Source organism: Luteolibacter ambystomatis, from assembly GCF_018137965.1.
Lineage (GTDB): Bacteria > Verrucomicrobiota > Verrucomicrobiia > Verrucomicrobiales > Akkermansiaceae > Luteolibacter > Luteolibacter ambystomatis.
This window is the reverse complement of the sequence record NZ_CP073100.1, coordinates 2,494,634-2,518,585: the sequence shown is the minus strand read 5'-3', so window position 1 is coordinate 2,518,585 and position 23,952 is coordinate 2,494,634. Positions and strand designations below refer to the sequence as shown.

Sequence of the window (23,952 nt, the reverse complement as noted above, 5' to 3'; positions counted from 1 at the left end):
TGGATGGGCATCGGTGGGAAAATATTCCCGTCACGACATTGGAAATCCTCCCAGCCCGAAGTGTCACCACTCCGGCTACGAAGAGAAGACCCGAACCCGTGCAATCCGTGGGCCTCCTCTTTTCGTGTTCTTTCGTGCCTTTCGTGGTTCCTCTCCTCACGACTGCATCTTTCCCCGCACCTCCCGCGGATTTCTCCCGGACCGTCTCCGGAACCATCTATTGAACAACGCCAGATCCGTGAACCCCAGCGCGCTGGCCACCGTCTTCACCCGTCCGCCCGGTTCCAGCAGCGCCTCCCGCGCGTATTCGTAGCGGCGGTTTTCAAAGGCCTCCCGCAGCGTGCGTCCTCCGGCGGCGCGTGAGAGGCGGTTCAACTGCCGCTCGGACAATCCCGTGGCCGCCTCGATCACAGCCGCGGGCAGTTCCTTGTCCAGCGGTAGAGTGCCCAGCATCCGGTGCATGGCCTCGAGCCGCGGATCAAAGTCCTCCAGCAACTCCGCGCCGATCTCCAGCCGCTCCATGGCTACCGCGAATGCTGCGGCCCAATCCCCCGCCAGCGCCGCCAGCCGCCCGAACGCCGCCAGACTCGTCTCCCCCAGCGTGAGATAGTGGTGATGCCGCGGCACCAGCGCCGCCGTGCGCGCGATCACATCCCGCGCCGCTGGCTGCAATTCCGGCACCTCGTTCTCCGCCGCCACGCGTGGCAGTCCTTTCTCGAAAAGGTGCAGCCCGTTCGGCCAACGCCAGCGCAGCCCGATCGAGAGAAACCGGAACGGCCCGCCGAACTCCTGGTGCCGCAGCCCCGGCCTCAGGAAGAGCCACTGTCCTTCTAGTACGTCACTCATCGTACCATCCTCCATCGTCACCCGTGCCCGGCCTTCCTGCACGAACCAGCAGGTGTTTTCCCCGCCCTCGTAACGGTGCTCCCGCTCCCGTGCCTCCGCCGCATCCCAGCTCCGCTCCGTCGCCCACAGCAGGTGGGGGGAGGTCGTCATCAGCCGTTCGTAGGAAGCCAGCGCCATGCCCGCAGGCTACGCCACGTGGTCATCCGGACAAGTTTTTGTCCGGAAAAGACAAGTAAAACCTGTGAAGAAACAGGATTTGGAAACACGTAGTGTCCGTAGAAGCCAATCCCGCCTCATGCACTCCATTGCTCGCACCCTGTTCCTCTCCACCGCCTTCGTTTCCGCCGCCACCGCCGCCACCGGCCCGGTCTTCATCGAGGCGGAGGCCTTCTCGGACCTCGGCGGCTGGGATCTCGACCAGCAGTCGATGGAGCAGATGGGCTCGCCCTACCTGCTCGCCCACGGCCTCGGCGTGCCGGTGAAGGACGCGGTCACGCAGGTTGCGTTTCCCGCGCCCGGCGAATACCGCGTCTGGGTCCGCACCCGCGATTGGGTCGCACCGTGGAAGGCCCCGGGCGCGCCCGGAAAATTCCAGCTCATCGTCGATGGCAAGCCGCTCGCCACCACCTTCGGCACCCAGGGTGCGGAGTGGCATTGGCAGAGCGGGGGAAAGGTCACCGTCGGTGCCTCCGCCACCCTCGCGCTGCATGACCTCACCGGCTTCGAGGGCCGCTGCGATGCGGTGATCTTCTCGAACGATCCCACCTTCACGCCTCCCGATGGTGGCAAGACGCTGGAGGCCGCGCGCTTCCGCTGGCTCGGCCTCTCCGCGCAACCGGAGGATGGCGGCAGCTACGATCTCGTCATCACCGGTGGCGGCATTGCCGGGACCGCCGCCGCCGTTTCCGCCGCGCGCAATGGCCTGAAGGTCGCGCTCATCCAGGACCGCCCCGTGCTCGGCGGCAATGGCTCGTCCGAGGTCCGCGTCTGGCCGGAAGGCCACACCCGCCAGAAGCCCTACCCCTTCGTCGGCGAGATCGTGGATGAACTCGTGCCGCAGAAAACCACCGGCGATGGCAATGCCCGCGGTGGTGCGATCTACGCCGACCAGCGCAAGATGGACGTGGTGAAGGCCGAGAAGAACATCACCCTGTTCATGGAGCAGCGCGTCATCGGCGTGGAGAAGGGCGGCTCAAGTACGATCTCCGCCGTAGTTTCCCGCAACGTCCGCACCGCGAAGCGCCTCCGCATCTCCGGCCGTTTCTTCGCGGACTGCACCGGCGATGGCACCGTGGGCTTCATGGCCGGCGCCGATTTCGAGGCCGGGAAGGACGGCAAGATGGGCGCGAGCAATCTCTGGAACGTGCTCGATACCGGAAATCCCGCCGAGGTGCTGAAGTGCGAGTGCAAGGACAAGGACGCGCTCTCCCTCGCCGTGAACGAAGGCACCGTTCCCATGCCCTTCCCGCGCTGCCCGTGGGCGATCGACCTCAGCAACAAGCCCTTCCCCGGCCGCAAGGGCCAGAAGGGCCAATGGGGCAGCACCCCGATCCGGAACCTCGGCGAATGGTTCTGGGAAAGCGGCTTCGACCGCGACCAGGTCACCGAGATCGAATACATCCGCGATCTCAATTTCCGCGCCATGTACGGCGCGTGGGACACCTTGAAGAACGTCGACGGTCTCTACCCGAACCACCGCCTCGGCTGGGCCGCCTTCATCGCGGGCAAGCGCGAGTCGCGCCGCCTGATGGGTGATGTCGTGTTGAAAGCGGACGATTTCCGCAAGGGCACCGTCTTCCCGGACGGCTGCTTCCCGTGCTCCTGGCACATCGACCTCCACGCGCCCGATCCCGCCTTCGCCAAGGGTCACGATGGCGATGAGTTCATCTCCAAGGCCACCGAGGGCAAGCAGTACAGCTACAAGGGCCCCTACTGGGCGCCCTACCGCTGCCTCTACAGCCGCAACATCGGCAATCTCTTCATGGCGGGCCGCGACATCAGCGTCGACCACGAGGCGCTCGGTCCCGTGCGCGTCATGCGCACCACTGGCATGATGGGCGAGATCGTCGGCAAGGCCGCGTCCATCGCCGTCCGCCATCGCACCACCCCGCGCGGTGTGTATGAAAAGCACCTGGAGGAACTGAAGGCTCTCATGTCGAAGTCCTCGAAGAAGGGCGGAGCCTGAGCATCGTCTGAAGGGTGGGACAATTTGATGCACAGATTCCCAAACGGAGAAAACTTGCCTCTGCGTTGCATTGAGATGATCCGAAATGTGAAAAACCGGTGAAAATAGCGAATCCTCTTGAGGCTCAGTCGGTTTTTCGTCACGGGTCGTATGCAACCGCTCCCCATGAATCCAAAGATTTTCTTTGTCGTGCTTTCCGGGTTGCTATGTCTGGCGGCCCCGCTTTTTGCCCAGGAATCAGTCCCCATCGAGGGCCATGTCGTCATCCCGGTTGAAAAGCAGCCGTTGGAAGGAGTCGTGGTGAAACGCACCGCTGTTCACAACCAGGGTGATAGCGCAGCGCAGGAATACCCCTTTGACGGGCAATACACCCAAGAAAGCGCGGTAAAAAAAATCGCCGATGGTGGTGTTGCACTAATTTCAAAATATGGCGACTTACTTTTCGATAAGTTGACTTTCATCCCATTTCCCGAATATGACGACCCTTCGGACACATCGTTGAAAGGTCTTCATCGAGAAGATTATCCTGTCGCAAAACTGCTAATACAGGGGGGTGCGACGACTGTTGGGATTTTAGAGCATACGGATTTTTTCCAAATTCAAATTCCCGACAATGATCTAGAAGTAATGTCTTATGTTTTAGGTGAAATTTTGGGGAGTGAAAAGGCTATCGAATTTGCTTCCAGTAAAAAACAATCAGATAATGCCTCGGAACAACAAAATTGGCAAAGAATTGAGGATATTCTAAAAGATCCTCAAAAACAACATCGACTGCTTTTTTCTTTCACAGAGGCTAAGGATGGTCAGCGGAAGGAGCAAATTGCCACAATCCGCGATTATGCTAAAAGAAGGCAAGCATGGAGGGAATCTCAAAACGGCGGTAATCCATTGGACAAAATTAAACGGGAAGACTATTTGAGGTATATTGTATCCCAGTTGAATCACTATAAGGAAAAATATAATTCCCATCCAGAAAATTTATTTAAACTCACTAGCTCTGGGGTCTCGAAGGAAGAGGGGTTATTTTATCGAACGGATGACGGATCTCTTGTTGTTGCAACCTATAATCCAAATTCCTTGCACAAACAGAACGCTCCTGCCGCAATATTAAGCATCCCATCAGAAAATGGAATGCAAATCATATCAGCCACCTCCGATGGTGTGGTTTCGACAAAGTCGATCTCAAAGTAGTGTGATCATGCTGTAATCACTCAATCCGGCTTCCCTCCGAAGCATTCCCTAAAAACCGAAAATCAGTATAGTTCTTTAATGGATTGCATTGAACCCAAATAATACCTCTCTCCAATCTAGGCTTTGTACATATCTCCACCGCCCGGACGCCCCGGCGGTGCGTCCCTGCCTTTTTGTTTGCTGGGAATATCGTAAATCGATCCGCCGGAGACTCATGGGATCTCATTCCCGCCTTTGCCAAGGGCCGCGATGGCGATGCTTCATGAAGACGGCGGCTGGAGTTTGTTTTACTACTCCTGTTTGGTCGGTTCCGATACGACGCTTGAGTCGGCTTCGCTGAAGCCGAGCCGCATGCCGCCGCTAAGGGTGAAGCTGCGCGGGGCGGCGAGTTTGGTGATCTCTTCCGCCGTGTAGCCTTGATTCCGCAGATAGCTGCCGGCGTTTTCGCGATCCGCACTCAACCATCGATTGGCGGTTTCAGAGTAGATCCTTTCACGTGTTTCCGGGTCACCGATGGTTTGCGTCCATTCCAAGCTGGTTTCGTAGAGCCCCCGGGCCCTGGTGCTTGAAGCGAAGGCCGCGACCGATGGATCGTAGTTCTCGGTTCCCGCCAGACCCTTGAGCAAATCCGCAGGACCATCGGTTTCGCGCTTGGCCCATGTTTCCACTGCCTCGGCGAGTGTGTGGCTGCGGCCCCTCCAGCCGTAAACCTCCGGATGATCGAGGATCCACTGCACGGCTTTCTCCCCGTCTCTGTTCGCGATTTGCCTCAAGACTCCGTCCACAGCCTCACTTTTGCGGGCATAGGCGGCGGTGGCGTTTTGTTCCAGCCATTGCAGGGCTGCGTCCGGATCGCCCTTGCTGATTTCCACGCAGAGCAGCTCATAGCCGCGCTGGCGGTAGTTATCATTGTGTGGGTCGCTGCCGATGTTGGCGAACCATGTCTTGGCTCCCTCCAGGCCTCCTTGCTCGACCTGCTGCTTGAACAACACGTTCAGCATATCCAACCGTGACTGGGAGCCGGGTTGACTCTCCACCCACCTTGAGGCGGAGGCCAGATCCTTCCGTGCCCATCCTTCGGTGATGCCCACCAGAGCGCTGCTTTTTTCCATGGGATTCGCCTCGAGCCAGGCGACTGCGGCAGCGGGATCCTGATGGGCCCATTCAGCCATGACCGCGGTGAAATCCTCGGAATAAACCCCCGTCTTTTTCAGGAAATCGGCTGCTGCCCTGCCATCCAGCGCCCCCCAGGATCGCAGGAATAGAAACCGCTCGTGGTCGAAGTCCTCCATGTGGTTCTTGAACATTTCCGCCACCGCCACCGCTTCGTCCTTCCGCATCGACTGGAGCAGTCCGGTCCACTCGCTCATCCGCTTTAGCGGGTCGGTTTCAGCCAGCGCCTTGGCGAAGAGATCTTCCGGGCGCATGGCGGAATCCTTGCCTGAGGAAGTCGTCCGCGCCCTGCGTTCGGAAGAGGATCTCACCATCGGGCCGGAGGAGGGTACGCCTGCCGCGGCCAGCCGCCCCTGCAGATCGCGGATCGACTGCTTCTGATCCGCGAGGGTGTGGTGCTGTATCAGTGCCGTGATCGCCAGCGTGGCGCACAGACCCGCGCCGAGGATACCGAGTTTCGTGTTTGTGCTCATGATTGCAGTGAGGGTTTTCAGGGTCGCGGTGGAGGGGGAGAGGGAGGGCAGGGTGAGGCTGGAGAGGAATCCGGGCGGCGGTGCGAAGATGATGCCCGTGGCGAGATAGGAGCCGAGGGTGCCGCCGGTGCTGTGAATGCCACGGCGTGCGAACTCCGCTTTCAACCGCTGCAGTGCTCTCGATACCCGCTTCTGCGCCGTGTCAGCGGACAGGCCGAGCCTCCTTCCCACTTCCCGGAAATCGCAGCGTTCATAGAAGCGGAGGATCAGCGCGTTCCGGTCCGCCGTGGGCAGATGCTCCAGGATTTCATCGATCATCGGAGCCAGTTCCCGCCAGTGCGGGTCATCCGCTCCGGTGGCGAGCAGCGATTGCTGGGTGGCGGCCCTTCGCTCGTATTGCTTCCGCCGCGCCTCGCTCCGCAGGATCTCGGAGGACTTGTAAACCGTGCAGCGGTGCAACCAGCCTCCGGGCACGACATCGGCCGGGAAGGTTGCCGAGCTGCGCATCCATTCGCAAAAGACCGCCTGGGTGACCTCCTCCGCCAGATCCATGCGGCCTCTGCAACAGCGCACCGCCGTCGCATAGACGTGACCGGCGTGCGCGGTGAAGAGATCGCGCAAGGCGGCTTCCGGACGGTGCGTGAGCCCGCCGGTGGATGCTGGAGCCGAATCGTGGAACATATACCGGAACACCCTTCATTCCAATATGGCCGCTCCGGAGGGGAATCCGACAGAAAACGTATGAACCGGATGGCTGGCTCTCCTTACGGCTTCTGCTCCTGCGGATGCTTCTCCAGCCATGCCCGCAGTTCACGGTCCCGCGTTTCCAGCCACCGTGCCTTTTGCTTCAGCGCGGAAAGCTCCGCCGCATCCGCCGGTGGTTCGACCGCCAGCGTGCGCCATCGGTGCCTGTGCTGGTTCTGGCGCGGGTACCGGCGTTGAGCCGTTCCTCCCGGTCTTCGCCAGGGTGGCCATCGCCGTCCGCTTTTCAGGAGAAGAGCAGGTCATTGTTCGGACATGGTGATTTTCGTTAGATCATGACCGAAAGTCTATGGTTGCGAGGGGGAGTCACGTTTGAGATTGACTGAATAGTTATTTTATGGTGTCACTATGGATGATTATGGAAGCGAGGTCGGTTCCATTCAGTGATATCGGAAGTGTCGACAAGTCGCCCCCCGGTGAAATTGCCGAAATAGTGCCATTGCCAAAGGGATATGGCGCTCCGGGGGGCAATGGCGGGAGAGTTGTGGTGTAAAATGTCAATCTATCCAAAACTATATGATGAAGTGGCGTGTCAGATGGTGTCGGGGTCTGGAGGCTTGGCAGTACGAAACCAATGATTTCGAAGATGCTTTGTCCAAGCTGTCCGAAGAGAGCAAGAGGGCGGACGTTGATGAGATCACCGACTCCCAGATTTCCCAATGTCCCACCTCGAATACCGAGCGGCCCAATTACGGATCCTTGTGCAGGTTCGTTAGGGGGAAGGAGATAGTTCCATTTTTGGGAGCAGGGGCCAGCTTGTCAGCCCGTCCCTCGAGGGTGGATATTCAGAACGGATCGGCCTTCGCACCGAGTGCTTCCGAACTGGCTCATGAAATCGCCATGAACGGAGGGTTGCCGGCGTGGTATCTCTCTGATAGTCAGAATCTTTCCCGTGTGGCTTCCTATTATGAACTGACCTATGACTGTTTCAGTTCTGACTGTGACGATCAGGCGGAAGGATCGCTCAGGCACATTTTGGAAACGAAATTCCGGAATTGCGGCCGTCCCGGGGACATCCATCACTTTCTCGCCGAGAATGCAGACCTGTTTCCTCTCGTCGTGACGACCAATTACGATACGCTGATTGAGGATGCGTATATCGAGAAGGGGCGCTCGTTCGTCAGGGTCGTCCAAATCACCGGGAACGCGGAGAAAGTGGGTTCCATCAAGTACGAGATATTCTCAAAGGCGGGTGGAGATGGTCCCATCGCGAGCCAGAAATCGGAGGAGGTTGGGACCAACGTTTTGAATAGTATTGTCGCGAAGGTGGGATTGCCCGTCATCTACAAGATGCACGGCTCGGTGGAGAGCAGGGAATTCGTGATTACCGAAGAGGACTATGTGCGGTTTCTCGCGCGTTTGAGTTTGAACGGGGGGATGCGGGTGCTTCCCGACTTCATCTCGGCTTGCAACCCGCATATGAAGTTTCTCTTCATGGGCTATAGCCTCGAAGACTGGAATTTCCGGGTAATTCTCGAAAACATCAGGGGCCAGCCAAGGGCTGCTGCGGGCAAACAGGCGGGGAGAGGTGGAGGCAGTGTGGGCAAGACACTGGGGATCCAGGCTCGGGCGGATTGCGCCGATTCCGCAGCGGAATCACCGGACGACTCTTCAGAGGGGAAGGAACCGAGATCGGCAGCCAAAGATCATTGGGCTATTCAAAAAGGGCCCACGAGAGTGGACAAGAAGATATGGGAGATCCGTCGCGTGGAGGTATGTGACATGGATCTCAACACCTTTGTCCGGGATCTCAAGAATGCGCTGAAGCTCCAGGTTTCCACCCCAGTCCAGCGGTCATGACCACCGGCCAACCACCACAAACAGGCGGTTCGCTTGGAGCCAATCCCTATCGCGGGGTTCACCCTTTTTCCAGCGGGGACAATGACTACTTCGCCGGGCGTGGCTCGGAGATTCAGATAGTCATCTCCAAGCTCTATGGCTCGAAGCTCACCGTGCTCTATGGCGAGAGCGGCTGCGGCAAGACCTCGCTGATCCGGGCCGGGGTGATACCCGAACTTCAGAAGCCGGAGCACCGGGTGGCGGTCCTGCTGTTCCGTGACTGGCAATCCCCGGACTTCGCGAAGTACCTGCGTCACAAGATCCTCGAGGCCTTGCTGGAAGTCATCAACCGCCTGCGCAAAAGCCAGGTAGAGTCGGTTCCCGATGCTGCCCTGCCAGCGGAGATCACTTTCGCGGAACTGGAGGAGGCGCTCCGTGGTGCCCTGGGGCCGGACGATGACACTCCGATGGCGGAGGAGGCATTCTACGGCGAACAGGATCTTCCGCTGGATCGCTTCATCATGGAGTGCTGCGCGGTGTTTTCCGGTCAGATGTTCTTCATCTTCGATCAGTTCGAAGAGTATCTCTACTACCATCCCGAAGGTTCGCCCGGTGCTGCGTTCGATGCCGCCTTCGCCCGGTTGGTCAACCGCCAGGATGTCCCCGCGAGCTTCATCTTGTCCCTGCGGGACGATGGCCTGGGCAAGCTGGACCGGCTGCGACCGCGCATCCCGTATCTGCTCGGGAACATGTACCGCCTGGAGCACCTGACACATGACGGAGCGGAGGAGGCGATGACCCGCCCGTTGGAAATCCATGCCCAATCGGGGTATCGGAGCGTTGACATAGAGCCCGCTCTCAAGGACAAGCTACTCGCGCAAATCCGTGAGGACCGGATCGGATTCGAAGATGTTTATCTTTCTCCCCGTCTGTTGGTCCCGCAGGAGGATACCCTCCGCTACAAGGCCCTGTTCCTGCAGATCATCCTCACCCGGCTTTGGGAGCAGGATATTGGGAAAGACGGCGGATCTTTCCTGAAGCTGGCAACTTTCGAAACTTTGACGGCCGAGAAGGCGGAGGACGAATCGGAGGCCCGCTATCTGGTAAGGACCTATTTCGATGGGATCATGGCAAGATTGACGCCGGAACAGCAGGATGATGCCGCGGAGGTTCTTCGCTTCCTCATCCGCTTCGGCGGCCAGAAGAAGGCAGGGGATCCCCGCCGCCTGGCCATGGATGCTGGTATTCAAGACGAAGGCAGGATTGTGAGTCTGCTGGAAGCCTTGGCGCTTGAATCCGATGATCCCCAGGGGCGGAAAATGAGTTTACTGCGGAAAGTCGGCCCACCCTCGAAGCCCCTTTACGAATTCGTGCATGATGTGATGGGGCTAGCTCTCCGTGATTGGTGCGATCGCAGGCGGGACGATGTTTTCAGAAGACGCCAGGAAAAAGAGCTGGATCTCGCAGAGCGTAGAAGACTGCAGGACCAGGCAACTGCCGACGATAAACTGAAGGCATCTAGAAAGCTGACGACTGTGGTTTTGATTGCTGCCGCGGTTCTGGTTATTATGGCGGCATGGATCTTCTATAGCAAAGTCCAAATGCGGAAGAATGAGCTGGATAGGCAGGCTGTTATGAGTGCCAATGCAAAGGTTCAAGAGGGTAACACAGCCGCTGCAATGGACGATCGCGAGGAGGCAATCAAGGCGTATAAGGAAGCCAAGGTTCTATTTTCTGCATTGGGCAAGATTGTTGATTTGGACCCTGAGAAGCAGTATCAAGAGTTTGCTAGCAAGGGCGCGAAGGCGAAAGCTCGGAAGGATGCGATGGATTTGATAGAAGTGGGCAATGATCTTGCCAAGCAGGGCGAATCAAAAAAGGCTGAAGCGATTGAGGCGTATGAAAAAGCAAAAGCATTGCTGCCGGCGTTGGCGGATTTTTCTCCCGAAGGAGAGTATGACAGATGGTCCAAATCCAAGGATGTCCCCAATCCGGATAAAGGTGGTCCCAAGCGTTCCCTGAGAAGATGATTTTAATCCTTGGATGCGGTGATATTTATGGCATTGTGATTTTGAATTGGTTAAGGCATGCAAAGAGAAATCAAATCAAGAAATGTTCTCGCCGAGATGTTGATGCGTAGGGCCACTGAAGGGGTGGGCATGGTGATCGTTGCGACCGTCCTGTTGGCAACTGCTCCGGGTTCCAAAGCCGGGCTCGAAGAGCTTGTTCCGATCGAGATCGCTGAGCCTGCCCAGAGGGTGGAGGCGTTGAGCCAGTTACCCGAGTTGGATGCGTTGATTTTCGGCGCTCCGTCATTGGAAGATATCCGCTTGATGCAGTTCTGGGGGAACTTCCCGAACTGGCCGAATTGGGCGAACTTCAACAACTGGCCGAATTGGCCGAACTGGCCGAATATTCCTGTTCGCTAGCAATGGGGATCAGCCGGTAGCGCGCAATGACGGCGGATGGCATATGCGGGGATGAGACGAAGCTGGAGCTTCTGGTGATCCAGCCCTCGCCTTTCTGCAATCTGGATTGCGACTATTGCTATCTGCCGAACCGCCAGTCGAAGGTGCGGATGAGCCGCGAGGTGCTGGCCAAGGTGTTCGCACGGGCGCTCGAATCCTCCGCCGGAGCGGCAGGAGGGTTCACGGTGGTGTGGCACGCGGGAGAGCCGCTGGCGCTGCCGGTGGCCTACTACCGGGAGGCCTTGGAAATCCTGCGCGCGGAGAATCACCGGCAGGTCGAGGTGGGCCATTCCGTCCAAACGAATGCGACGCTGCTGACACCGGAGTGGTGCGGGTTCCTCCGGAGCGAGGGATTCCGCGTGGGGGTGAGTGTGGACGGGCCGGATTTCCTGCATGACCGGCATCGCAAGACCCGTTCGGGCCGCGGCACCCATGTGCAGGTCATGCGCGGCATCCGGCTGCTGCTGGAGCATGGCATTCCTTTCCACGTGATCACCGTGCTGACCCGCCAATCGCTCGACTACCCCGATGAGATCTTCGATTTCTACCGTCGCGAGGGCATCCGGCAGATCGGTTTCAACGTGGAGGAGATCGAGGGACCGCACCGGGTATCTTCCCTGGAGGGTGGGGAGGCGGACAGGTTGTACCGCGCCTTCCTGAGCCGTTTTTTCGACCTGGTGAACGGCAGCGGGGAGGCCTATGCCGTGCGTGAATTCGACGGGGCGATCGCAGCGGTGCGGTCCGGCCTGACTGGTGAACTGCCGGTGGCACAGCAGACCACGCCCATGGCCATCATCAGCGTGGATCATCTGGGGAATTTCAGCACGTTCTCTCCCGAATTTCTGGGATTGGAGCATGAGCACTACTCCGGCTTTTCGTTCGGAAATGTGATGCACGATTCGTTTGATTCCATGCATTCGAATGGAGCGTTCCAACAGGTGGCGCGTGACATCGCGTCGGGCGTGCGGCGCTGCCGGGAGAGTTGCGCGTATTTCCGCTGGTGCCGTGGGGATGGGCCGGTGAACAAGTTGTTTGAGAACGGTTCGCTGGATTCCACAGAGACCATGTTCTGCCGCCTCTCCAAGCAAGCGGTGATGGATACGGTGCTCGACAAGCTTGAGGCCGCAACCCGGACTCTTACCCCGCTGCGAAGATGTCGATGACGTGTCCGATCCAGGTCTCCGTGCTGCCGGCCTTCACCCTCACCGGACTCTCCCGGGATCGGTTGGAAATCCGTGAGGGTGGAGAAGCTGGTGCCTGGCGGTCCATCGATGGGGCGGACTCGGTGTCTCTGGTGATCGATGCCGAAGAGGTGGAGCCTGACATCGGTTTGCTGGCGATCCCGGAGCACTTGCAGGATTCATGGTGGGCCGTGGCGGATGATCTTCTCACCACGCATGCAGGGCTCGAAAAACCTTCGGCTGCCTATGAATCCTTCGTCGCCGCACTGGCCGGCTTTCTCCGCTTCAAGAAGGTGCCGCTGGGAGATACCCCGCGTTGCGACGTGTTGGTAAGCGCGGCCGGACAGGAATTCTCGGGAATCGGTGTGGATGGTTCCGTGGCCTCGGCGGTCATTCTGGTCAATTTGGGTGATGAGCCCGTTCACGTGAACTTTGGGTCCGGAGTTGGGAGTCCCGTGCGCTTGCGATTGGAGCCACGCGAAGGCTCCTGGATCCGGGGGGGGATTGCCTTTGATGTGGGGACATTGGGCATGTTGGCTCCCGCCGTCCTGCTCCGCATTGCCTAGGGCTCGATTCGACCGGGTATTCCCTGTGAACCGGATGGCTGGCTCTCCTTACGGCTTCTGCTCCTGCGGATGCTTCTCCAGCCATGCCCGCAGTTCATGGCCCCGCGTTTCCAGCCAGCGTGCCTTTTGCTTCAGCGCGGAAAGCTCCGCCGCATCCGCCGGTGGCTCGATGGCCAGTGCGCGCCGTGTTTCCAGCAGCGCGGTGAAATTCTCATCGAAGGCCTGCAAGGCGGCCTCCCGCGACTCCGGTTCCTTTTCCCCGGTGGGCTCCGCCGCGGGCATCACCAGCAGAGTCATCGGTGCCTGTGCTGGCACTGGCTTTGGCGCTGGCGCCGGACCATTCTTCCCGCTCCCTGCCTTCGCCGCGATCCCCGCCAGGGCGGCCATCGCCGCCACCACCGCGATGCCCGCCACCCACAGTTTCTTCCGCCGCGGCTCACGCTCCAGCGCCTCCCGCGCCTGGTTCACGCTCCGCCGCAGTTCCGCCGCGGTGGCGAACCGCGCGTCCGGCGCGACCTTCACACTCCGGGCGATCAATTCGTAAACCTTCGCAGGCATCTGCCGCCGCATCTTGTCCAGCGGCACCTGGTCCGGCCGCATGCATGTCAGCATCTCGCACAGCACCACGCCCAGCGAGTACAGGTCCGCGCGCGGGTCCAGCGGTGCGGCCGCCAGTTGCTCCGGGGCCGCATACGCCGGCGTGCCTACCGCCAGTGTCGGCGCATGAAGGGGGGCGGCACCTCCCGCCGCGTGCTCCTCCACCGTCTCGCCCAGCATCCGGGAAATCCCGAAATCGGCGATCTTCACCACACCGGTGCGATCAATGAGCAGGTTCTCCGGCTTGATGTCCCGGTGGATGATCCCGCGGCGGTGCGCGCGCTCCAGCGCATCGCACACCGGGCCGATCAGGTCCAGCGCCTCGGCCGGACCCATCCGCCGCTTCCGCAGCGTCTCGCGCAGGTTCTGCCCGTCCACATACTCCATCAGCAGATAGAAGTAGCCGCCCGCCTCGCCCGAATCATACACCGCCACGATGTGCGGGTGGTTCAGCGCCGCCAGCGACCGCGCCTCGCGGGCGAACCTGCGCGCGAACGCCGGATCGCCCGCCCGCTCCGGGGCCAGCAGCTTCAGCGCCACCAGCCGGTCCAGCGACCGCTGCCGCGCCTGATACACCACGCCCATGCCGCCGCGTCCCAGATAGCCGAGCATCTCCAACTGCGGGAAAAACTCCGCCAGTTCCCCGATCGTCGGTGGCGGCAGCGTTTCCAGTTTTCCCGTCACACCCATCAGTGTGTCCGTCTCCAGCGGCAGGCCCCCCAGGCAGAGCGCGCACAGCCCCTGCACGCTGCCTCCCGCCAGCGGGGAGCCGCAGCGCGGGCAGGTCGTCACGGGGGAGTCGGCGGCGGCGATCATGGGTTTTGGATCAGCGTGGTCAGCTCATGGCATGCCGATGCTTCTTAAGATAACGCTTCAAGGGTCGCATTTCAGGACAGGAAATTTCGCAATCGGGAAAAAGCAGACTGCGGTTCCGGCGGATGCTCGGTTGGAGGAACTCTTTGCCCCTGCCGGGGCACAAGAAGGCCGTTCCGGTGCCCTCCTCGGAATCCGCCATCCTCCTGTCCCACGTCCGATCTCACCCCATCCTCCCGAGGCTGGCGAGCAGGGCCCGCATTTCATCCTCCTCATCCGCGGGTGAGGCCACGGTGGCCGCCACCTCCTCGCGGAAGATCTCGCGGAAGCGCTTCCGGAACCGGTGGACCACGCTCCGCGCCGTCGCCGGTAGCAGCCGCAGATGTGTGGCCACCGCCACGTAGTCGATCTCTCCGCGCTCCGCGGTCAGGCAGTCCTTCAGCAGTTCATACTCCGCCATCTTCCCGTGCTGCTGGTGCTCGATCTTCAGCCGCGCCAGCGCCGCCGTCATCAGCGTGAGCGCCCAGCTCCGGTCATAGAGCGATTCATCCGGCAGCACCGCCGCACCCGGCGCGCTCAGGTAGATCTGCTCCGCCTCCTCGCCATGCAGGCTCACGGGGGACAGGCCGCCGCCGCGCTTCGCCGCATGCGCGCGGTCCCATTGGTTCGCCAGGAAGCGCTTCATCATCACCAGCAGCAGCGTCCGCAGCCGGCCTCGCGCCGGGTCCGCCGTGGACAGCCAATCGCCCTCCAGCAGCCGTGCGAAAAAATCCTGAGTCACATCCTGGGCGTCGTGCGGATTATGGCCGCGGCGGCGCGCATAGCTGTAGAGCGGCGGCCAATACTGCCGGTAAAACGCGCCGAACTGCACGCGCCGCTCCTCCGGTGCCGCCGCACACGCGCCCATCACCACCGACCAGCGCGTGGTATGGAAGTCACCCGAGGAGGGCATCGAAAACGGATCACTCATGGGAAAGAACGTATCGGAAAACGAAAGGCGGATCGCTGCGACTATATGGCAAGCCATCCGGATACCACATCCTGTCACTTACGGCAAATGGGAGGACCGGCGGATCACCGGTCCTCCCATGGTCTCTACCTTCCTACCTGGAAATCATTCCGCCGGTGGCAGCGTGCCTTTTTCGTAGGACGCCAGCGTGTTCTCGAAGGTTTCCTTCTCGGGGTGGTCATCCCCGCAGGTGGCCAGGGCTTCCTTCTCCGCGGCGATCGCCTCCGCCTTCTTCCCCAGGATGAACAAGGCGCGGCCTTTGGTATCCAGCATGGCGGGCCGCATCTCGTAGTCCTTTGCCACACCGTTCACCGCGGGCCCGATGAGTGCCAGCGCCTGGGTGGCCTGCTCCTTGGTCGGCGCGGCGTCCGTCATGAGATTCCACGCCTTCTCGTTGGCCTCCGTCGCCTCCTCGTCCGAATACGCCCTGGGTGTTTCCGCCGCGGGTGCGGCGGGAGCCGCCTGGGCCACCGTGCCACCGGCGATGGCGGTGCGCGGCACCTCACCCTTCTCGAACGATGCCAGCGCGGCCTCGAAGTTTTTCTTCAAGGCCGCATCCGCCTCACCGCAGGCCGCGATCGCCTGCTTCTCGGTGGCGATCGCATCGTCCTTGCGGCCGGCTTGGAAAGCGGCGCGCGCCCGCGTGTCCAGCGCGTGCTTCCGCACGTGCTTGTCACCCGCCAGCACCAGTGCCGCGTCCGCGATCTTCAGCGTCTCTTCCGGTTTCCAGGACTGGCCCACCAGTGCCCAGGCCACGCTGTTGAGCTGGGTCGCCTTCGCCTCCGCCGGAGCCGGGCTCTGGTCCTCCTCGCGTGCTGCCGGGGACTCGCCCTTCTCATAGGCTGCCAGCGTGGCCGTGAGTTCCTCCTTCAGGCCGTCTTCTCCGCCCGATGCCTCGATCGCCTTCTTTTGCAAGCCGATGGCTTCGTCCTTGCGACCCAGCTGGAACAAGGCCCGCGCCCGCGTGTCCATCAGCGCGGCATCCTTTCGTTCGGGCTGCTGCCCTTCGGCCACCAGTTTCTCCGCCACTTCCGAGAGGGATAGCGCCAGATCCGGCTTCCGCTTGTTCGTGTCCGGATGCGTCAACAGCTCCCACGCGATCTCATTGACCGAGTACGCCGCTGCCGCCGTGTTGAACTTGCTTTCACCCGTGATCGGAATGCCAAGCGCGGCGCGGCGCGGCATCGCGATCAGACTTTCCGATTTAAGAGCCTCCGCTCGTGCCTTCACGGCTGCGGCGTCGGACATCACGGCATTGGATTTGGCCGCTTCGCTTGTTCTTGCCTGTGCGACCGCGTTTTCCCTCGCTGCAATGACTTCAGCCCTTGCGGCTTCCATGAGTAAGTTTGCCTGTGCGATCGCCTTTTCCTTTGCTGCGGTAGCTTCAGCCCTCGCGGCTTCGGTGCTTGAGTTCGCCTCTGCGGCAGCGTGAGCCCTCGCGACTTTCAAGGCGTCCGCGATCGCCTCCTCCCGGGAAGCCGCTTCTTCCACCACCGTATGGCCTCTATGCGCCTTGGGCAGTTCGCCCCGGCGGTAGGCGGCGAGTGTCTCCTTCAGCAGCGCCTTTTCATCGTTGTCCGCGGCCGTGACCGCCTCCTGCTGCTGCTGCACCGCCGCATCCCGCGCGCCGGTCAGGAAAAGCGCCCGTGCCCGGGTGTCCAGCATGTGTGCCGGGATCGTGCCGCCACCGGCCTTTGCCAGCGCGATCATGGCGTCCGTCACCTTCAGCGCCACCGCCGCGTTACCCGCCGGTTCGTTGGATTCCGTCAGCAGCTCCCATGCGGTGTTGTTCAAGGTTTCCGCCACGTCCTTCGTTTCCGCTCCCTGGTTCGCAGGCACCGCGCCCAGCGCCGTGAACTCACCCTGCAGCGTGCCCAGCCAGGCGGCGTATTTCTCCATCGTCTTGCGGAAGGGCTCCGCGTCCGCGCCGGTTTCGTCGTCCGCTGCTTGCGCGGCCTCGCCGATCGCATGATGCGCCGCACTGATCTGTGCCAGCAGCGCCTGGCGCTCGATCGGAGCCGTGGCGGAGGATTTCCCGGACTGACCGTCCTGGCCGCGGGCGCCATCCTGTCCGTTTTTCCCGTTCCGGCCGTCCGCGCCATCCTGGCCGCGTGTGCCATGGGTGGACTGGCGCGGCTGCGCGGCGGGCGTGAGGTTCGTTTCCTGTGCGGCCAGCGGTCGGGCCACGGTGGACGCCAGCATCAGGGACCAAAGCAAAAATTTCGATGTCGGTTTCATGACGGTCTGTAACAACAAGTTCGTGGACTCCGGGATTTGTCTCCCGCCATCTCATCTGGCGGAGTTTTCCCGTTCCATCCCATCCTTAAACATCCGTCCGCCCTTGTGGCGGAATTGCACGCTGAAAACCGATTTTTCTGAAAGACGCCCGCAGCGGGGTAGCCGGAGTCGTAAGACTTCGGGCAGGGTGATTCCACCCCAACCCCGTGACATTGCCTTGGATTGGCCGCTGACGGACCGCACCTGCGGGGAACTCCGCGGCTCTTCCCAGCCCGAAGTCTCACGACTCCGGCTACATGGCTCTCAATGCACGATCCCGTCCACCGGGGCCGTGCCGGTGAGGCGGAACTGGTACGGCCACTGCTCGTAGGGCACGCCTTCCTTCCCGCGTGGCGCGCGCGGATGCGTCCAGTGTTCCGTGGGCGCGCCCATCACCACCAGCCACAGGTTCCTCGTCCCCGCGGGCACCGTGAAGGTGGCGCCGCCTTCCGCCTTCGAGAAGATCCCGCTGTAAACGCGCGTCCCATCCTCCTTGTGCGCCAGGAAGCCATAGCGCCACCCGGCCTTGTCCACGTGCTCCTGGCTGAAACCCTCCGCTCCGGCAAGGCCCTTGAAGTCCACCGCCACTTTCGCTTCTCCCGCGGGCACCTTCAGTCCGATCGCATTGTAGCCGTAGTTCTGCGGCACCTTCTCCGCGGCGATCTGATAGGCTCCGTCCGCCACCGGCTTGAGCGAGGTCACGTGCTGGTCCGCGTAGCGCGCCGCCACCTTTTCGATCCGCGGCAGGTCCCACGTCACGAATCTACGGCACGCATCGTACATCTCGTTGTTGAAGCGCTCCTGGTCGATCCCCGTGAGCCGCTTGTAGGTCATCACCGGGTCCTCGCCCTTCAGCACCTCCCGCCACATCCTGCCGATGAACTCCGGACCGTGCCGGAACGACCAGTACTCCAGCGGATAGCACGTGTGATACTGGTTGTCCGGATGCATGAAGGCCAGATGCGTGTCCTTCATGAACGCCTTCAGGTGGTAGTTCTCGAAGGTCTGCCATTCCGGCAGCACCTGCCACAGCATGTACTGGGACGTCATCTCGCTCATCTCCCCGGTGGTGAACCGCTGCGCTCCATCCGCACGGATCACGGACTGGAACGAATGCCCCAGCTCGTGCGCCACCACGCCATACGGGCCCTTGTTGATGCGCGTGGCCGGAGTCCAGAACGTGCCGATCTTCCCCTCCGTCTCGCCGCCCCACGCCGTGCCGCTCTTGTCATCCGGGATCACGAAGATGAGCATCTTGTACTTCGCCGCCGCCGCCGTCGCCGGGTTGAACCACTTCAGCGTCTTCACGTAGTAGTCGTAGTAGCGGTCCGCCTCCTTCAGCACCTCGTCCACGTTGAAGCGCTGCCGCGAGTCCGGGTTCGCCATCGGGTCGTCCCCGTATTCCTTCGCCCAGAACATGGCGAAATACTCCGTGGACTTGCTGCGCTTGAAGCAGAACACGCTCTCCGGATTCTGCCAGTCATTGCCCTCCGGCACGTGGCCGATCTTCGCCGGGAGATACAGCTCCCGCACGGGTGCCGTCCCCGCCGGAGGCGTGGTGGTGGAAACCGTCTGAGCGGACAGCACCGGACAAACGGCCAGCAGCAGCGCGAGCGCGAGGCGGGAAGGAGAGGTCGGGCGGGAAGGGGAATTCATGCAGGCAAGCGAAGTAACGCGCCCGGCAGCCGCAACCTTTTACCGGGATCAATCTTTTTATCCGCTATCCCCAGGGGTACGGTTTCCGGTGGCTGCCGGACGGCCCGTCTATCTCTCGATCCCCTCACCGCCACCGGAATCCACGGAAGCAGATGGCGGCAGCATGGCCTCCATGTGCGCCACCCGTTCCCGCAGATCGCCCACACATGCCCAGACGCGGTGGATCAACCGCATGCCCGCCTGTACTCCCTGGGGGCCCAGGCTTTCTTGGCGGTCGGTGGGGTCTGGCGGGAAGGAGGACGGTTTTGCATCAGGACATGAGGGCATATGGACGTTCATGGGAGACCGACTGTTCCGTGTTCCGCATCCGGGGAGCGGCGGTGTTTGTGACCAGGAATCTCCGGAGTCCGGAGGGTCGTATCGAAGGCGGAACGTTTCTTCCCGCAATCACTTCTTCGCTGCCTTGAGGGCGTTGATCTTGTCCATGGTCTCCTTGCGCAGTTTTTCGTTCTTGATGGAGGAAGCCAGCCATTCCGCATCTTGCGGGTATTGTTTCCAATACTCCTCGATGCCCTGGCTGCGGGCGATGTCTGCGGGGCTGGGACCTCCTTGGGCGAGGCGGTCGATCTCCGCAATGGCATCCGCCTTCAGCGCGGGGTCCTGAATCGTATCGGCCCATTGCCGTGCGCCCGCGGGGTCGGTCTCCGCCAGCTTGCGCGCATAGGCATCCCGGGCAGGGTCCGTGCCCGCACCCTGGGGTTGTGCTCCGAGCCACTCTCCGGCCGCCTGGAGAGCTGCCGGATTCTCCGGGGTGGCGTAGTGCACCCATTGGGCGACCAGCGATCCCGTGACAGCCCCCCGCTGGTCTTCCGGAGTATTTTTCAGAGTCCAGTTGGCGATGTCGGCGGGATTGGTCCACTTGCTGTCATTCACTGGTAGGGAGGAGTCCTCCTTGCGGTTCACCGAATCGAACACGCTGCTTCCGATCAGCCTTTCCGCCATGCTGAGCGCGGCTCCTGCCCGTTCCGCCGGGTCCTGAATGGACTCGATCCAGGAGGCGACACCCTTGCTGTCCACCTGCCGCTCTTCCGCCAAGACCCTCCCCAGACCTTTGGAGATCTCGATTCGTTGCTCCTTGGGCAACTCCGCCAAGCCATCATAGATCGCCTGCGGGTCGTCCGTGTGCCTGAGCTTTTCGAGAAGCAGGAAGGGCACTTGTCCCTTGAATTGGTCTTTGTCCACCAGACTGCCGATCAGGTCGAATCGTTTCGCGTCCAATAGATGGGACAACAATGGCTGCGCCACATAGTAGCTGGCATTCTTGTTTCCGGGATAGGTGTGATCGAGGACGGAGTTGTTTTCCTTGTCCGTGAGCCAGGCGACGGCGGCGTCCGGCTGTCGCTTGCCCCACTCTCCCATCGGCGTGGAAAGGGGCAGGACGCGATCGAGATCCGCCAGCTTCTCCTTCGCATAGGCCATGGCCGCGGGTCCGTCCATCCGCGCCCAGATGCCCACCAGCGCGGCACCGATCAGCGCGTGGGTCCGCTTGTCCTTCTGTCCCTCGATCTCCGCCAGGGCGGCAGGAATCATCTCGGGTGGCAACTGGGCGAACTTGACCATCAGCGAATTGACGATGTCCTTTTCCGTTTCGGGATCCTTGTTCGGGTTCCGGTTGCAGGTGGCGATGGCCTCTCCGAGCAGCGCCTTGAAATCGGCGGCCTTTTCCGAACGGGAGCGGCGGTCCCCGGACCCGGATGCCGCCGTGCTGCCGAAGCCCGGAGTCGTGCCGCTACCGCCGGAACTTGCGGCGGCGCTGCTGCTGCCAGGGGTGGGGGAGTCGTGCCGCGAGATGAGCACGAGCGCGGTCGGGATGAGAATCGCGGCAACTGCCGCGGTGGCGATGAGTTTGGTCTTGGTCGTCATAACATAAATCCAAAGAGGAGTGGTGGAGGCGGTGGCGATCTTCCCCGCGAGGGCGGCGGCGCTCCATTGGCTCACCAGCGCCGGGGTGACCACGCCGGTCACCGGGGTGGCGGCCAGCGCCTCCGAGAGCGCGGCGGTCGAGCAGGTCACACCAGCGGCGGCCAACTTGCCGCGGAGGCGCTCCAGCGCGCGCTTCAGCCGCATCCGGCAGGCATCCTCCGAAAGGGCCATCGCGTTTCCGACCGCGCGGAAATCCAGCCCCTCCAGAAAGCGCAGCGAGATCACCCGCCGCTCGTCCGGCTTCAGCGAGTCCAGCGCGGCATCCAGAGCCCCCGTCACGCGGGAGCCGGAGTGGGAAGTGAGTGAATCATCATTCATGAAAGCTTTCTCCTCCCGGCGCTGCCGCCGCGTCTCCCGGCGCAGATAGTCCACCGCCGTGCGGGAGGAAACGCGGTGCAGCCACGCGCCGAGGTGGCTGCCATCCGGAATGGTCGAGGCCTGCCGGGCGAGGGCGATGAAGGTCGATTGCGCCACATCCTCCGCCCACTGGCCATGGCTGCCCAGCCGCTGGCGCGCCACGCCCAGCACCATGCCGGCGTAGCCCTCCACCAATTCCCGGAACGCCCCCTCCGATCCGTGGCGGGTATATTCCGAGAGCAACCGTGTGACCTTCTCCGAGTCCATTTTCCAAGGTATCGCCACCCGCGTCCGGAACCGAACGGAATATTTTCCTCCTCTCCCGGAACAGGGCCGGCCTCCCCCGATTCCGTGTCCCTTCGTGCCTTTCGTGGTTCCCCCCTTTGGAATGGCCCGCTTTTCCCCGGCTCCTCCCTGGAAAAATCCCGAACATTTTGCAGACAAACCGGCCCCCTCACGGCATTTTTCCCATGAATGGCGCACGCTCTGGCTAAGGAATGGAAACAATGGCTCGTCGAGAACGGGCCACGTCTCCTCCTGTTTGCCCGCGGCTGGAGCCAGTGCCGCCAGGACGCCGAGGACCTCGTCCAGGAAGCCATCCTCCGTCTCTGGAACTACCAGGCGGACAAAGGCGCCACCCCGCCGGACCTCCCGCTCGCCTTCTCCACCATCCGCTTCTGCGGACTCAACCACCACCGCTCGGAAACCCGCCGCCGCAACCGCGAGGAATCCGTCATCTACCTCAATGACTTCCAGGACGTCTGGCTCGATCCGGCGCTGGAAGAGGACGAGGAAGCCGTCTTTCTCCGGGACGCCGTCCAGCGTCTCAGCCCGAAGCTCCGCGAGGTCGTCGTCATGAAGACCTGGGGCGGCCTCACCTTCGCCGAGATCTCCGAGACCCTCGCCATCTCGCCGAACACCGCCGCCTCCCGCTACCGCTACGCCCTCGACCAGCTCGCGCACGAACTCCGCCGTCTCAAGGACGAACGCCATGCAAACGCCTGATCCCATCGAAGCCGCCCTGGCCCGCCTGATGCCGACCGCCATGAGCGTGTCCGGCCAGCGCTCCATCGAGGACATGCTCGATGCCCTCGCCGCGGATCTGCCCGCCGCCAAGGTCGTCCCCTGGTACCGCCGCCCCGTCATCGGCCTCTCCGCCGCGGCCGCCATCGCCGGCATCCTCGCCATTCCCGCCTTCCTCCATACCGGCGGCCCCGCCCGGACCACCGCCCCGCACTTCGCCGCCGCGCCGGATGCCGATGCCGGCTTCCAGCTTCTCTCCGAGGCGGATCGCATCGAGTCCATGTCCGATGAAGGCTGGATCGCCAATCCCGATGGCTCCATCCGCCAGGCCGTCCGCGTCCACACCATCGGTGAAAACACCTTCAAGGACCGGGAAACCGGCTACACCGTCCGCGTCTCCGAGCCGCGCGATGAAACCCTCCTCATGCCCGTCAGCTCCTTCTGAGCCTCCGGCCTCCTTCCGGGATCTCAAATTTCAAATCTCAAATTCCTCTCCCGCCGCCGTCCGGCTCCGTCCGCCTCATGAAGCTCGTCCGTTTCATCCTTCCCATCGCCCTCCTCCTCAGTGGCACCCGTGCCGCCGAGCCGCCGGAGCGCGCCCAGGCGGATGAAAAGGCACCGGCGGTTTCCACCGCCCCCTTCCCGGGTACCGGGATCGAGACTCCGCGTCCCGCCGGCTCCGGCGAGGACACCGGCGCGCCCACCCCGGACACCGCCCGCCTCGGGCTCGGCAAGCCCGGAGACACCGTCCAGGGGCCCGCCTGGCTCGGCTTCAGTCTTGCCAAGCCGGACGAAACCACCCGCTCCCACCTCCCGGACCTCCCCCTCGGCATGGGCTTCACCATCCAAGCCGTCGAGGCCAAGGGCCCCGCCGCCCTCGCCGGACTCCAGCCGCTCGATGTCATCTGGAAATTCGGCGACCAGTTCCTCGTCAACGAAAGCCAGCTCGCCGTCCTCCTCCGCCAGAAGCACCCCGGAGACACCGTCAATCTCGCCCTCTTCCGCAGCGGCCGCGCCCTTGAGCTTCCCGTCATCATCGGCTCCTACCCGCTCAACCGCCCGCTGCCCATCGGCCCCGTCGAAAACGTCCTCATGCGCGAGGATGACGGCCTCGTCACCCGCATCATCAACCGCGAGAGCCGCACCGCCAGCCTTGCCCTCGATGACGGCCGCGCCTCCCTCAAGCGCATCGCGGATGGCAAGGGCTACGAACTCCGGATCATCGACGCCACCGGCGAACTCGTCTTCAACGGCAATCTCCCCGCCGACTGCGATGTCTCCGCCGTCCCGGAAGCTTGGCGCATCCGCGTCAAAGCCCTCCGCCGCGGCCTCGACAATGCCCTGGACGGCCGCATGGAAAGCGTCCGCCCGCCGCGCCCCCGCGTCATCCCGCCCCAGCCATCGGTCGCCGAGGGCCAGTGAGGCAATGTAGTTGAAAGCTCCGCTTTCGATCTGAGCGCGGCCGGAATGAAAGGGAGGGAGCCTGAAGGACGAGTGACCCCAATGTAGTCGAAAGCTCCGCTTTCGATCTGAACGCGGCTGGAACGAAGGGGAGGGAGCCTGAAGGACGAGTGACCCCAACGTAGTCGAAAGCTCCGCTTTCGATCTGAACG

At 62.1% G+C, this 23,952-nt stretch carries 17 protein-coding genes; 10 read left to right on the top strand and 7 right to left on the bottom strand.

Annotated features, from left to right (window positions below):
• Positions 1–156 precede the first annotated feature (156 nt).
• Complete coding sequence (locus KBB96_RS09610) at positions 157–1,023, bottom strand: AraC family transcriptional regulator (protein WP_211634480.1); 867 nt, start codon at positions 1,021–1,023, stop codon at positions 157–159.
• Between the two features lie 118 nt (positions 1,024–1,141).
• On the opposite strand from KBB96_RS09610, the gene KBB96_RS09605 reads away from it, so the two are divergent.
• Together KBB96_RS09605 and KBB96_RS09600 are read left to right on the top strand one after the other, a co-directional pair.
• Positions 1,142–3,031, top strand: a complete 1,890-nt coding sequence (locus KBB96_RS09605) for an FAD-dependent oxidoreductase (RefSeq protein WP_211634479.1) — start codon at positions 1,142–1,144, stop codon at positions 3,029–3,031.
• Between the two features lie 165 nt (positions 3,032–3,196).
• Complete coding sequence (locus KBB96_RS09600; RefSeq protein WP_211634478.1) at positions 3,197–4,222, top strand: hypothetical protein; 1,026 nt, start codon at positions 3,197–3,199, stop codon at positions 4,220–4,222.
• 290 nt (positions 4,223–4,512) lie between these two features.
• Here the strand turns inward: KBB96_RS09600 and KBB96_RS09595 are convergent, their stop codons facing one another.
• Positions 4,513–6,549 carry an RNA polymerase sigma factor gene (locus KBB96_RS09595; protein ID WP_211634477.1) on the bottom strand — a complete coding sequence of 679 codons (2,037 nt, stop codon included), beginning with the start codon at positions 6,547–6,549 and terminating at the stop codon, positions 4,513–4,515.
• Between the two features lie 858 nt (positions 6,550–7,407).
• Here KBB96_RS09595 and KBB96_RS09590 point away from each other — a divergent pair.
• From KBB96_RS09590 to KBB96_RS09570, 5 genes are read left to right on the top strand one after another with little or no spacing between them, the layout of a single operon-like run.
• Positions 7,408–8,430: an SIR2 family NAD-dependent protein deacylase gene (locus KBB96_RS09590; protein ID WP_211634476.1), complete on the top strand. Its 1,023-nt coding sequence runs from the start codon at positions 7,408–7,410 to the stop codon at positions 8,428–8,430.
• The gene (locus tag KBB96_RS09585) at positions 8,427–10,439 is read left to right on the top strand and encodes an nSTAND1 domain-containing NTPase (protein WP_211634475.1); all 2,013 of its coding nucleotides are present in this window, start codon (positions 8,427–8,429) and stop codon (positions 10,437–10,439) included. Before KBB96_RS09590 ends, KBB96_RS09585 begins: the two co-directional genes overlap by 4 nt.
• A gap of 57 nt (positions 10,440–10,496) precedes the next feature.
• Positions 10,497–10,838 carry a hypothetical protein gene (locus KBB96_RS09580; protein WP_211634474.1) on the top strand — a complete coding sequence of 114 codons (342 nt, stop codon included), beginning with the start codon at positions 10,497–10,499 and terminating at the stop codon, positions 10,836–10,838.
• Positions 10,839–10,864: 26 nt separating this feature from the next.
• On the top strand, positions 10,865–12,040 hold the full coding sequence (grrM, locus tag KBB96_RS09575; protein WP_211634473.1) for a cyclophane-forming radical SAM/SPASM peptide maturase GrrM/OscB: 1,176 nt from the start codon (positions 10,865–10,867) through the stop codon (positions 12,038–12,040).
• Positions 12,031–12,624, top strand: a complete 594-nt coding sequence (locus KBB96_RS09570; protein WP_211634472.1) for a hypothetical protein — start codon at positions 12,031–12,033, stop codon at positions 12,622–12,624. The genes grrM and KBB96_RS09570 overlap by 10 nt, the downstream gene beginning before the upstream one ends.
• 48 nt (positions 12,625–12,672) lie before the next feature.
• Here KBB96_RS09570 and KBB96_RS09565 read toward each other — a convergent pair whose 3' ends face one another.
• From KBB96_RS09565 to KBB96_RS09545, 5 genes are all read right to left on the bottom strand, one after another.
• Positions 12,673–14,037, bottom strand: a complete 1,365-nt coding sequence (locus KBB96_RS09565; RefSeq protein ID WP_211634471.1) for a serine/threonine-protein kinase — start codon at positions 14,035–14,037, stop codon at positions 12,673–12,675.
• A gap of 220 nt (positions 14,038–14,257) precedes the next feature.
• Positions 14,258–15,004, bottom strand: a complete 747-nt coding sequence (locus KBB96_RS09560; RefSeq protein WP_211634470.1) for an RNA polymerase sigma factor — start codon at positions 15,002–15,004, stop codon at positions 14,258–14,260.
• A gap of 144 nt (positions 15,005–15,148) precedes the next feature.
• Positions 15,149–17,281, bottom strand: coding sequence for a hypothetical protein (locus tag KBB96_RS09555; protein WP_211634469.1), 2,133 nt, complete (start codon positions 17,279–17,281; stop codon positions 15,149–15,151).
• Positions 17,282–17,584: 303 nt separating this feature from the next.
• On the bottom strand, positions 17,585–18,976 hold the full coding sequence (locus KBB96_RS09550) for a DUF6055 domain-containing protein (RefSeq protein ID WP_211634468.1): 1,392 nt from the start codon (positions 18,974–18,976) through the stop codon (positions 17,585–17,587).
• 447 nt (positions 18,977–19,423) lie between these two features.
• Positions 19,424–21,583 carry an RNA polymerase sigma factor gene (locus tag KBB96_RS09545; RefSeq protein ID WP_211634467.1) on the bottom strand — a complete coding sequence of 720 codons (2,160 nt, stop codon included), beginning with the start codon at positions 21,581–21,583 and terminating at the stop codon, positions 19,424–19,426.
• A 207-nt stretch (positions 21,584–21,790) separates the two neighbouring features.
• Here KBB96_RS09545 and KBB96_RS09540 point away from each other — a divergent pair, with 207 nt between their 5' ends.
• The 3 genes from KBB96_RS09540 to KBB96_RS09530 all read left to right on the top strand — a co-directional run bounded on the left by KBB96_RS09540 (position 21,791) and on the right by KBB96_RS09530 (position 23,761).
• Positions 21,791–22,321: an RNA polymerase sigma factor gene (locus tag KBB96_RS09540; protein WP_211634466.1), complete on the top strand. Its 531-nt coding sequence runs from the start codon at positions 21,791–21,793 to the stop codon at positions 22,319–22,321.
• On the top strand, positions 22,308–22,784 hold the full coding sequence (locus KBB96_RS09535; protein WP_211634465.1) for a hypothetical protein: 477 nt from the start codon (positions 22,308–22,310) through the stop codon (positions 22,782–22,784). Before KBB96_RS09540 ends, KBB96_RS09535 begins: the two co-directional genes overlap by 14 nt.
• A gap of 77 nt (positions 22,785–22,861) precedes the next feature.
• Complete coding sequence (locus tag KBB96_RS09530; RefSeq protein ID WP_211634464.1) at positions 22,862–23,761, top strand: PDZ domain-containing protein; 900 nt, start codon at positions 22,862–22,864, stop codon at positions 23,759–23,761.
• Positions 23,762–23,952: the final 191 nt, after the last annotated feature.